Raw genomic sequence first — 11,022 nt, forward strand, 5'->3', positions numbered from 1 at the left:
AAAAGGACCGTGGACAAGGGGTACGAGCTTTACTGCCTCGCGGATAAGGTGTTCTACGACACACCTCCCCGCACTCGTCAAACCGACTTCGAAATCACGCAACGTGATCTGCCGGAAGGCTGGGAGCGGATTTTCGGGGACGAGTGGGTTGTCTACAACCCGCCGCAGAGCCGTACCCCTTTGCAGGGCTGGAAAGTGCACATCGCGGGCTGCCCGGAGAACGCCGAGAAGGCGCTGGAAGCGAGCTTCGACTACTGCGTCGGCAACGGCATCGAGTTCAAGCACCTGCGCGGCCCCGGCACCCTCCGCATGCGGAACGCCAAGTACGCCCCGCGCGGAGCGAGCGGGAAGCTCGTCACCGTCTACCCCGCCGACGAGGCCGAGCTGGAGCGCGTGCTGACCGAGCTCGGCACCCGCCTGGACGGCCTCCCCGGCCCCTACATCCTCAGTGACCTGCGGATCGGCGACGGCCCGCTGCACGTGCGGTACGGCGGGTTCGCGGAGCGGCGATGTCTGGACGAGCAGGGCAAGCTCGTCGCCGCGCTGGCGAACGGCGCTGGCGAACTGGTCCCCGACCGCCGCGAGCCGGTCTTCACCGTCCCCGAATGGGTGACCCTTCCGGACTGCCTCGAACCGCATTTCAAAGCGCGCGGGGCGACGACCACGACGGACCTTCCGTACCACATCGAGAAGGCGCTCCACTTCTCCAACGGCGGCGGCGTTTACCAGGCGATCGACACGAGGACGGGCCGGAAGGTCGTCCTTAAAGAAGGTCGCCCCTTTGCCGGCCTCGCCGCCGACGGTGCGGACGCGGTAAAGCGCATCGAACGCGAACGCGACGTTCTGCGCAAGCTCGACGGAATCGACGGCGTCCCGGCAGCGCTCGACTGGTTCACGCTCGGCGAGCACAGTTTCCTCGTCCAGGAGTTCATCGAGGGGCGCACGCTCAACACGTTCTTCGCCGAGCGCCATCCGATGCTCGATCCGGACCCTGATCCCCAGAAAGCGGCGGAATACACCGAATGGGCGCTGCGGGTTCACGCGGGCGTCGAGCGGGTGGTCGCCGCCATCCACGAGCGCGGCGTCGTCTTCAACGACCTGCACATGTTCAACATCATGGTCCGCCCGGACGACACCGCCGCGCTGATCGACTTCGAGACGGCGGCGCCGGCGTCCGCCGGGGGCCGGCAGACGCTCGCGAACCCGGCGTTCCTCGCCCCGCCCGACCGGCGCGGCGTCGAGGTCGACGAGTACAGCCTCGCCTGTCTGCGGATCGCCCTGTTCGTCCCGCTGACCACGCTGTTCGTCATCGACCGCGGCAAGGCGCGGCAGCTCGCCGACCTCGTCGCCGCGAACTTCCCCGTCCCCCGCGAGTTCCTGGACGAGGCCGTCGAGGTGATCGCGCGAGGCGCCCCGGCGATGCCCGCGCCCGCCTTCGACCCTGATCCGCCCGGCTGGACCCGCGCCAGGGACGAACTGTCCCGCGCGATCCTCGCGAGCGCCACCCCGGAGCGCGCCGACCGGCTGTTCCCCGGCGACGTCGAGCAGTTCAACGGCGCCTCCCTCGGGCTCGCGCACGGCGCCGCGGGCGTCCTGTACGCGCTCGACGTGACCGGCGCGGGACGCTTCCCCGCGCACGAGGAGTGGCTCGCCGCCCGCGTCGCCGACCCCCGGCGCGGCACCGGGATCGGCCTGTACGACGGGCTGATGGGCGCGGCCTATGTGCTCGCCAGGCTCGGCCGCGGCGACGCCGCGCTCGCCGCCGCAGGACACGTCCTGAACGAACGGTGGGAACGCCTCGGCGACGACCTGTACGGCGGGTTGCCCGGCATCGCCCTCGCCCTGGACGACCTCGCCGCCGTGACCGGCAAGGTGGAGCTGCGCGAGGCCGCGGGCCGCGCCGCCACGATCGTGGCGAACCGCGCCGCGGACGGGCCGACCCCGCGTCCCGGCCTGATGCACGGCGGCGCCGGAGCCGCGCTGATGTTCGTCCGGCTGTACGAGCGGACCGGCAACTCCGTCCTGCTCGACCTCGCCGCCGCCGCGCTGCGCCGCGACCTCGCGAGCTGCGTCACCGACCACAACGGCGCGCTGCACGTCGACCAGGGCAGCCGGGTGCTGCCCTACCTCGCCCGCGGCAGCGTCGGGATCGGCCTGGTCCTGGACGAGTACCTCTGGCACCGCGCGGACGAGGAGTTCGAGCTGGCCCGCGAGAAGGTCCGGACCGCGGCGATGTCCCGGTACTACGCGCAGCCGAGCCTGTTCGGCGGGCGCGCCGGGATGCTCCTCTACCTCGCGCGGCACGACCGCGACGATCCCAGGGCGGCGGGCCACGTCCGCGACCTGGCGTGGCACGCGCTCCCGTACGGCGGCGGCCTCGGGATGCCGGGCGAGCACATGTACCGGCTCTCCATGGACCTCGCGACGGGCACGGCCGGGGTGCTGCTCGCGCTCGGCACGGCCCTGCGCGGCACGGCGCCGCACAAGCCCCCGCCCGGCCTGCCGTTCTTCCGGACGGCGTCCGAGGCACCCGCGCGGGCCGAGCCCGCCGCGGATACCGAGCTCCCCGTGGGAACCCCCACGGCGGCCACCTCTATCCAGCCCGAAAGGAGGTGACGAACATGGCGCTTCTCGACCTTCAGGGGATGGTGAGCGAGAACGGCGGCGGCGGCGGCAACAGCAGCCTGAGCCTGCTCTGCCACAGCTCCCACAGTGTCACGATCTGCCTGTGACGATCGTGCTAGCGGCCGTGGTCCCCACGTGGGGCCACGGCCGCCCCCTTTTGGAGACCCCATGAACACCGTTCCCGGATGAACGCGGTTTCCGCATGAACATCGTTCCCGCCGTCTCCGGCCCCGACCGCCTCCTGCTGCGCGCCACGGCCCGCGCCCGCGGCTGGACCTCGCTGGTCGGCGCGGCCGCCCTCGCGGACGCGGCCGCGACCGTCCTGCTCCCGTACGCGGTGGCCCGCGCGATCGACGCGGCCCCGCCGGGCGGGGCCCCGGCCGCCGCCGCGGTGTGGCCGTGCGTCGCGCTCGTCGCCCTGTCCGCGACCGCGGAGGTGCTGACGGAGCTCGCGACCGGCTGCGCCGCCGCGCGCGCGACGGCCTGGCTGCGGCACGCGCTCGTGCGGCACCTGCTCGCGGTCGGCCCGGCGCTGCGCGTCCCGCCGGGCGACGTGGCCGGGCGGGTCGTCGGCGGCGCCGCCGAGGCCGGGGTCGCGCCCGCCGCCGCGCCGCAGGCCGCGGCCGGGCTGCTGCCCGCCGCCGGGGCGCTCGTCGCGCTCTGCCTGCTCGACTGGCGGATCGCGGCGGCGATCGCGGTCGCGTTCCCGGCGGTCGCGCTGCTGCTGCGCGCGTTCGTCCGGGACATCGGCCAGACCGCGCACCGCTACCTCACCGTCCAGGGGACGATCGCGGGCCGCCTCGCCGAGGCGCTCGGCGGGTCCCGGACGATCGCCGCCGCGGGCACCGCCGACCGCGAGTGCGGCCGCGTCCTGGAACCGCTGCCCGGGCTGCGCGCCGAGGGCGAGACGATGTGGCGGGTGCAGGGCGGCGTCGCGGCGCGCGGCCTGCTCGCCCTGCTGCTGCTCCAGATCGCGGCCGTCGCGGTCGCCGGGGTCGAGCTCGCGGCGGGCCGCGTCACGCCCGGCGAGCTGGTCGCGGCCGTCCAGTACGCGGGGCTCGCCGCCGGGTTCGGGCCGGTGCTGACGGAACTGCTGCGACTCGGCCGGGCCCGCGCGGGGGCGGCCCGCGCCGACGAGATCCTCGTCCTGCCCGCCCCGGCGCACGGCGCGGACGCGCTCCCGCCCGGCCCCGGCGAGCTGGAGTTCCGCGACGTCGCGTCCGGCGCGGCGCTCGCCGGGCTGACGCTGACGGTCCCCGGCGGCGCGGCCGTGGCGGTCGCCGGGCGCTCCGGCGCGTCGGAGCTGGCCGCGCTCGCCGGCCGGCTCACCGACCCGGACCGGGGGGAGGTCGTCCTGGACGGCGTCCCCCTCCCCCGCCTCGCCCGGGACGCGCTGCGCCGCGAGGTCGGCTACGCCTTCGCCCGGCCCGCGCTGTTCGGCGGCACGGTGCTGGACGCACTCGCGTTCGGCCCGACCCGTCCGCCGGAGGGCTGGCTGCGGGAGGCGGCGCGGGCGGCGCGCGCCGACGACTTCGTCCGGCGGCTGCCGCGCGGGTACGAGACGCCGCTCGCGGACGCGCCGATGTCCGGCGGCGAACTCCAGCGGCTCGGCCTCGCGCGGGCGTTCGCGCACGTGGGGCGGGTGCTCGTGCTGGACGACGCGACGTCAAGCCTCGACACCGTCACCGAACTGCAGATCACCGACGCGCTGCTGGAGCGGTTCGCGGACCGCACCCGGCTGATCGTCACGAACCGGGCGTCGACCGCCGCCCGCGCCGACCTCGTCGCCTGGCTGGAGGACGGACGGCTCCGCGCCCTCGCCCCCCACCGCGCGCTCTGGGCGGACCCGGACTACCGCGCGCTCTTCGGAGGCACCGGATGAGAGGTGCGGGATGAGAGGTATGGAATGAGGAGCAGGCGGGACGCCGCGCGGCTGCTGCGCCGCACGGCGGCCGACGCGATCCGCGCCCGGCCGCGCGCCGTGGCGAGGGCCGCCGCGTGGTCGGTCGTCGAGGCCGTGCCCACCGCCCTGTTCGGGCGGGCCGTCGCCGAGGCGACCGACGCGTTCCGCACCGGCCGGACGCCGACGGCCGTCGTCTGGCTCGGCGTCCTGACGGTCGCGGCGTTCGCGGGCGCGTTCGGGAGCCGCCGCCTCTACCCGGCGCTCGCGGCGATCGTGGAGCCGTTCCGCGACGACCTCGTCCGGCGGGTGGTGCGGGGCGCGCTGTACCGGTCGACGCGCGGGCGTCCCGACACCGGCGCGGTCGCCCGGCTCACGCACCAGGTGGAGATCGTCCGGGACACGTTCGGCGGGCTGCTCGTCATCGCCCGCGGCTTCCTGTTCACCGCCGGGGCCGCGCTGCTCGGGCTGCTGACGCTGATGCCCGAGGTCGCGCTGCTGGTGGTGCCGCCGCTCGTGCTCGGGCTGCTGCTGTTCGGCGCGGTGTTCGGCGCGGCGGCCGTCCGGCAGCGGGACCTCGTCGTCGGCGAGGAGGACGTCGCCGCGCGCACGACGGCGCTCGCGTCCGGCCTGCGCGACGCGGTCGCCTGCGGGGGCGAGGACGCGCTGCGCGCGGAGCTGGGCGCGGCGGTCGAGGCGCAGGCGGCGGCGGGCCGCGCGGTCGCCCGGTTCGCCGCGGTCCGCGCGCTGGCGCTCGCGGTCGGCGGCTGGACGCCGCTGCTGCTCGTCCTCGCGGCGGCGCCGTGGCTGATGGAGCGCGGCGCGACGCCGGGGACGCTGATCGGCGCGCTCGCCTACGTGCTGCACGGGCTGCAGCCGGCGCTGCGGACGCTCGTGCACGGCATGGGCGGCAGCGGGCTGCGGCTGGCGGTGACGCTCGGCCGCATCCTGGAGACGAGCGCGCCGGACGAGCCCGTCCGCGCGGAGCCGGACGGGGACGTCGAAGACGCCCCGGCGGTCGAGCTGCGCGGGGTGTCGTTCGCCTACGGCACCGGCGCGCGGCCGGTGATCAAGGACCTGGACCTCGTCGTCCCGCGCGGCGACCACCTCGCCGTCGTCGGGCCGAGCGGGATCGGGAAGTCGACGCTCGCCGCGCTGATCGCGGGGCTCGCCGAGCCGGACGCCGGCGAGGTGCGGGTGGAGGGTCGCCCGGCGGGCGACCCGGCGCGGCGCGTCCTCATCCCGCAGGAGGCGTACGTCTTCGGCGGCACGCTGCGCGACAACCTGACCTACTACGCGCCGGACGCGCCGCCCGAGCGGGTGTCGCGGGCGGTGGCCGAGCTGGGGCTGGCGGGGTTCGTCCGCGGCCTCGGCGGGCTCGACGCGGACCTCGACCCGGCGGAGCTCACCGAGGCGGACCGGCAGCGCGTCGCGCTCTGCCGCGCCTACCTCGCGCCGCAGCCCGTCGTCATCCTGGACGAGGCGGCGCACCGGCTCGACGCCGCCGCCGAGGCGCGGGCCGAGGCGGCGTTCGCGCGCCGTCCCGGCACGCTGATCGTCATCGCGCACCGGATCAGCTCCGCCGCGCGGGCCCGCCGGGTGCTCGTGCTGGACGGGACGTCCGCGCACCTCGGGCGGCACGCGGACCTGCCCGCCGTGTCGCCCCTCTACCGCGACCTCAGCGGGCGCTGGTCGGACGGCTCCGGCGCGGGGCCGGCGGAGCCGTCCGGCGGCTCGGGCTCAGAGCCATCCGGCGTCCTCGGCCATCCGGATGGCCTGGACCCGGTTCTGCGCGCCGATCTTCCGGTTGATGCGGGAGAGGTGGTTGCGGACGGTGCCGATCGTGAGGACGAGATCCTCGGCGATCTGCGCCGCGGTCGCTCCTCGTGACGCGAGCGCGAGCACCTCCATCTCGCGTTCGGTCAGCGGGCTCTCGGTGGAGCCCAGCTCGGTGAAAGCCATGTCGGGGTCGATGACGCGCGCGCCGTCCGCGGCGCGCCGGATCGCCTCGAAGAGGTCGCCCGGCGAGGTGTCCTTCAACACGAGTCCGGCCGCGCGGGCGGCCACGGCGCGGCGCAGGTCGCCGGCCCGGGAGCGGCCCGCCATTAGCACGGTCCGGCATTCCGGCACGGCCTCGCCCAGCGCGCACGTCGCGGCGAAGCCGTCCAGGCCGGGCAGGCTCACGTCGATCAGCGCGACGTCGGGACGGTGCCGGCGCGCGGCCCGCAGCACCTGCTCCCCCGATCCGACCGCGCCGACGACGTCGAGGTCGGTCACCCGCTCGAACAAGGCGACGAGTCCGCTGCGGAGCAGGGGAGCCCGCTCCGCGAGGAGAATACGAATCATCTTCGTCTCCTTGACAATGGGACCCGGCGACTCCGGCACGGCGGCGTGACCGGCCGGAGTAATTACCGAACGCCATTCTGAAGATGAAAGTAAGGCGGTGTACCGAGGCGGTCGCCCCGAACTTCGCACCGAACGAAAATGATCACTCATAGAACCACCTTGACGTCGAGTCAGGGGGATTCCCTACCGCGTGGAGTCAACACTATTCATGGCGTCATTGCAAAGGCAGGACGAAACCCGGTATCCGGTCCCATACATATTTCGGGAATGGCGTGTTCGAGCACGTCAGGCAAGGAAATCGAACTCGGTTCCGGTTCCCGCGGCGCGCGCCGCCCGGTAGGCGGCCCAGCTCACCGCGAGGTCCTGCCAGGGCAGGCCGACCGGCGCGTACACGGTGATCTCGTCGCCCCTGACCCGGCCGGGCACCTGGCCGCAGAGCACGTCGCGGAGCGTTCCGGCGGCGTGCTTCACGTCCAGCCCGGCCTCGGCGAGGACGCCCATCTCGACCGCGAGCGGCACGTCGTCGACCACCACCCGGGCGCCCTCCAGCAGGTCGGCGCCGAGTTCAGCCTTGCCGGGCTCGTCGGCGCCGAGCGAGGTGAGGTGCGTCCCGCGCGGCACGTCCGCGGCGTGCAGGATCGGACGGCGCGCCCACGTCGCCATGACGACGATGCCCGCGTCCCGGACGGCGTCCCGCGGGTCGGCCGCCACCTCGGCGGCGATCCCGAGCCGGGCGCCGTGCCGGTCGGCGAACGCGGCGGCGCGGCCCGCGTCCAGGTCGCAGACGGTGAGGGCGGCCACCTCGCGCAGCTCGGACAGGCCGAGCATGACCAGCTCGGCCTGCGCGCCCGCGCCGATGACCGCGACGGAGCGGGCGTCGCGGCGGGCCAGCGCGTGCGTGCCGAGCGCGGCGGCGAGGCCGGTGCGCCACGCGGTCACCGTGGCCGAGTCGAGCTGGGCGAGCAGCTCGCCGGTGCCGAGGTCGTGCAGGCAGACGACGCCGCGCAGCGCCGGGCGGCTGCCCGGGAACTTGGCGTTCACCTTCACCGTGTAGGCGGGGAGGCCCGCCACCAGGCCGGGCAGCAGCGCGGTCGCGGTGCCCTGGCCGGGCAGCCGGCCGATCACCCGGCGGGCGGTGGGCGCGCCCTCCGCCGCGCCGAAGCCGCGGCGGAGGGCGTCGAGACACTCGGACGGATCGAGGAGCGTCTCTAGGTCAGAACGGGTCAAAAGGAGCGTCACCGGACCATTCTCACGTCATCAGAGCGCCGCCGTCACCATCCCGTGACCGAAACCGGTGATGTGATCGCGCCTGGTGAGGCGATTGGTCCACCGGAACCGCCCGCCGCGACACGGCTGGAGGGTCCCAATCCCTGGCCTGGACGCGGGCCGGTCCGCGCCGGGCGAAGGCCCGTTCCATTGGGCCGGTGACGGCGCGTGTCCGCACGCTGACCACGGATCCAATACCAGGGTGCCAAGCCCTCCGTCCTGAATTGGTCACTTTCTGCGTCTTACGTGTTCCTTGACCGTTCACACACCATGTCGAGCACCTCCGGTGCACCAGACGGGTGCGCCCAACCCCCCGTGGAGGCACAAGTGAAGAAACGTCAAAGGCGCGTGCTCGTCGCCGCCGTCACCACGGCGTCCGCCGGGCTGGTGGCCGCGACCCTCGCCACCGCTCCCAGCGCGTCCGCGACCCGCACGGCGTCCGTCGCCCCGCCAGCTCCCGGCGAGGTCTCGACGGCGCTCGCCCACCAGCTCGGCGCCCGCACCGCGGGCTCCTACCTGAAGGGCGGCAAGCTGGTCGTCACGGTCACCGACGCCGAGGCCGCGCGGACCGTCCGCGCGGCGGGCGCCGTCCCCGCCGTCGTCGGCCGCAGCGGCTCCTACCTGACCAAGGTCATGGACGGGCTGAAGCGCGACGCGACCGTCCCCGGCACGGCGTGGGCCGTCGACCCGGCGAGCAACCAGGTGGTCCTGTCCGTGGACGACACGGTCACCGGCGCCAAGCTCGCCAAGGTCAAGGCCGCCGCGGCCAAGCAGGGCTCCGCGATCCGCACCGAGCACGTCGCGGGATCGTTCCGCAAGTTCACGCTCGGCGGCGAGGCCATCAAGACCGGCGGGTCGCGCTGCTCGCTGGGCTTCAACGTCAAGAAGGGAAACGAGTACTACTTCATCACCGCCGGGCACTGCACGAACATCGGCTCGACCTGGACCGACACCTCGGGTCGGACGCTCGGCACCACCGCCGGGAGCAGCTTCCCCGGCAACGACTACGGGCTCGTCAAGTACACCTCGACGCCCGCCGACACGCAGGGCGCCGTCAGCCTGTACGGCCAGGGCAGCCGTGACATCACCTCCGCCGGCAACGCCACCGTCGGCCAGCAGGTGCAGCGCAGCGGCAGCACCACCCAGGTGCACGGCGGTTCGGTCAACCAGCTGAACGCGACGGTGAACTACCAGGAGGGCAGCGTCACCGGCCTGATCCGCACCAACGTGTGCGCCGAGCCGGGCGACAGCGGCGGCTCGCTGTTCGCCGGGGCGGTCGCGCTCGGCATGACCTCGGGCGGCAGCGGCAACTGCAGCTCGGGCGGGACGACGTACTTCCAGCCCGTCACCGAGGCCATGCAGGTGTACGGAGTGTCGATCTACTGACCCGGTGACACCGGGACAAGGCGGGCCGCCCCTTTCGTGGACTCCCTCGGGGCGGCCCGCCGCGTTCTCTTCGCAGGCTTCGTCTCCGTCCGCGCCCGGTCAGGGCGCGGTGGGGACCCCGAGCGTGCGGAGCACCTCGGCGACGACCTCCGGCCGCCGGTCCGTCAGGTAGAAGTGGCCGCCGGGCAGGACGCGGAGCGCGAACGGGCCGTCCGTGGCCCGCGCCCATCCGGCGGCCTGCCGCTCGGTCACGTGCGGGTCGGCGTCCCCGATGATCGCGGTGACCGGGACGCCGAGCCGCGGCCCCGGCCGCTCGGCGTAGCCCTCGATGAGCCCGAAGTCGTTACGGACGTAGGGCAGCACGATCTCGCGCAGCTCCGGGTCCCGCAGCGCCTCGGCGTCGGTGCCGCCGAGCCGCACCATCTCCGCGACCACGCCGTCGTCGTCCCGCGCCGCGACCCGGTCGTCGGGGCGGTCGTGCGGCGGACGGGCGCCCGACACGAACAGGTGCACCGGCGGGACGCCCCGCTCCTGGAGCAGCCGCGCCACCTCGTACGCCAGGATCGCGCCCATGCTGTGCCCGAACAGCGCGGCCGGACGGTCCGCCAGCGGGGCCATCGCCCCGGCGACCATGCGCGCGAGCTGATGCGCGTCGGAGACGAGCGCGTCCGCCAGCCGGTCGGCGCGCCCCGGATACTGGACGGCCTGCACCTCGACGGCCGGGCCGACCGCCTCCGCCCACGGCCGGTAGAACACCGCGGACCCGCCCGCGTGCGGCAGGCAGAACAGCCGCAGCGGGGCCCACGGACGGCTCTCGGGGCAGCGGAACCAGGTCACGGGATCAACTCCTCCTCCGCGCGCCGGGCGGCCGGGCCGCGCGGATCGTGCGGCAGCGGCCACGGCGCGATCCGCGGGTCCGGGACGGGCTTCGGCGCTGTGCTCTCCGCCGCCACCCTAAAGCCCCGGCGCCGGTAGTTGGCGAGCGCGTTCGGGTGGTCGAGGCTGCTCGTCCGCAGCCACACCCGCGACGCGGGCCCGGCCCCCGCCGCCCACAGCGTGCCGCGCCGCCAAGCCCGCCGGGCGCACTGCTCGACGAGGTACCCGCCGCAGCCGCGGCCGACGAACGGGGGCGTGAGGCCGACGAGGCAGACCTCGGTGTCCCCGCCGGGCTGCGCCTCGATCTCGAAGAACCCGGCGACCGTCCCCTCGGCCAGCGCGAGCCACGTGCTCAGTTCGGGACGCTCGACCCAGGCGCGCCAGTCGGCGTGCGTCCAGGGGAAGCGGTCGGTCCAGCAGACGCGGGCGCCGACCGCCGCGTACAGGGCGCGGTTCACGTCCGCCGAGGGGCGCCGGGCGAGCGTGAACGTCATCTCGACGCCGGGCAGCGGCGCGGGACGCAGGTCGGCCGCGTCCGTCATCTCCATCGTCCACTCGGTGACCGCCGGGACGACGAGGTCGGCCGCCCCGGCGGGGTCGGCCGCCCCGGCGGGGTCGGCCAC

8 protein-coding genes and 1 pseudogene are annotated in these 11,022 nt (G+C 75.0%); 5 read left to right on the plus strand and 4 right to left on the minus strand.

Translation table 11 applies throughout. From position 1 onward, the window contains the following. Positions 1-9 precede the first annotated feature (9 nt). The 4 genes from lanKC to FXF65_RS23490 all read left to right on the plus strand — a co-directional run bounded on the left by lanKC (position 10) and on the right by FXF65_RS23490 (position 6,415). The gene (gene lanKC, locus FXF65_RS23475) at positions 10-2,616 is read left to right on the plus strand and encodes a class III lanthionine synthetase LanKC (RefSeq protein ID WP_148352177.1); all 2,607 of its coding nucleotides are present in this window, start codon (positions 10-12) and stop codon (positions 2,614-2,616) included. Between the two features lie 5 nt (positions 2,617-2,621). After that, a complete protein-coding gene (locus FXF65_RS23480; protein WP_131732834.1) occupies positions 2,622-2,732 on the plus strand; it encodes a SapB/AmfS family lanthipeptide in 111 nt (36 codons plus the stop codon). A gap of 95 nt (positions 2,733-2,827) precedes the next feature. After that, positions 2,828-4,507, plus strand: coding sequence for an ATP-binding cassette domain-containing protein (locus FXF65_RS23485; protein WP_148352178.1), 1,680 nt, complete (start codon positions 2,828-2,830; stop codon positions 4,505-4,507). A 24-nt stretch (positions 4,508-4,531) separates the two neighbouring features. Continuing rightward, positions 4,532-6,415 (plus strand): ATP-binding cassette domain-containing protein, encoded by a 1,884-nt coding sequence (locus FXF65_RS23490; protein ID WP_148352179.1) that lies wholly within the window; start codon positions 4,532-4,534, stop codon positions 6,413-6,415. Here FXF65_RS23490 and FXF65_RS23495 read toward each other — a convergent pair. Beyond that, positions 6,347-7,021 (minus strand): annotated as a pseudogene (locus FXF65_RS23495) (response regulator); the annotation flags it as partial. The gene FXF65_RS23490 and the pseudogene FXF65_RS23495 overlap by 69 nt on opposite strands. Before the next feature lie 135 nt (positions 7,022-7,156). Continuing rightward, entirely contained in the window at positions 7,157-8,110 is a 954-nt protein-coding gene (locus FXF65_RS23500) for an ornithine cyclodeaminase family protein (RefSeq protein WP_148352181.1), read from the minus strand. 354 nt (positions 8,111-8,464) lie between these two features. Here FXF65_RS23500 and FXF65_RS23505 point away from each other — a divergent pair, with 354 nt between their 5' ends. Beyond that, positions 8,465-9,523: a S1 family peptidase gene (locus tag FXF65_RS23505; RefSeq protein ID WP_246199033.1), complete on the plus strand. Its 1,059-nt coding sequence runs from the start codon at positions 8,465-8,467 to the stop codon at positions 9,521-9,523. Between the two features lie 99 nt (positions 9,524-9,622). On the opposite strand, the gene FXF65_RS23510 is transcribed toward FXF65_RS23505, so the two are convergent. Both FXF65_RS23510 and FXF65_RS23515 read right to left on the minus strand, forming a co-directional pair. Continuing rightward, the gene (locus tag FXF65_RS23510; RefSeq protein ID WP_148352183.1) at positions 9,623-10,360 is read right to left on the minus strand and encodes a thioesterase II family protein; all 738 of its coding nucleotides are present in this window, start codon (positions 10,358-10,360) and stop codon (positions 9,623-9,625) included. Beyond that, positions 10,357-11,022, minus strand: a complete 666-nt coding sequence (locus FXF65_RS23515) for a GNAT family N-acetyltransferase (protein ID WP_187412497.1) — start codon at positions 11,020-11,022, stop codon at positions 10,357-10,359. The genes FXF65_RS23510 and FXF65_RS23515 overlap by 4 nt, the downstream gene beginning before the upstream one ends.

This window comes from Actinomadura syzygii (assembly GCF_008085905.1).
Lineage (GTDB): Bacteria > Actinomycetota > Actinomycetes > Streptosporangiales > Streptosporangiaceae > Spirillospora > Spirillospora syzygii.

Bases quoted from the DNA above. Each gene is read 5' to 3' on its own strand.
- FXF65_RS23480 (WP_131732834.1), top strand. From the start codon at position 2,622: ATGGCGCTTCTCGACCTTCAGGGGATGGTGAGCGAGAACGGCGGCGGC.
- FXF65_RS23485 (WP_148352178.1), top strand. From the start codon at position 2,828: ATGAACATCGTTCCCGCCGTCTCCGGCCCCGACCGCCTCCTGCTGCGC.
- FXF65_RS23490 (WP_148352179.1), top strand. From the start codon at position 4,532: ATGAGGAGCAGGCGGGACGCCGCGCGGCTGCTGCGCCGCACGGCGGCC.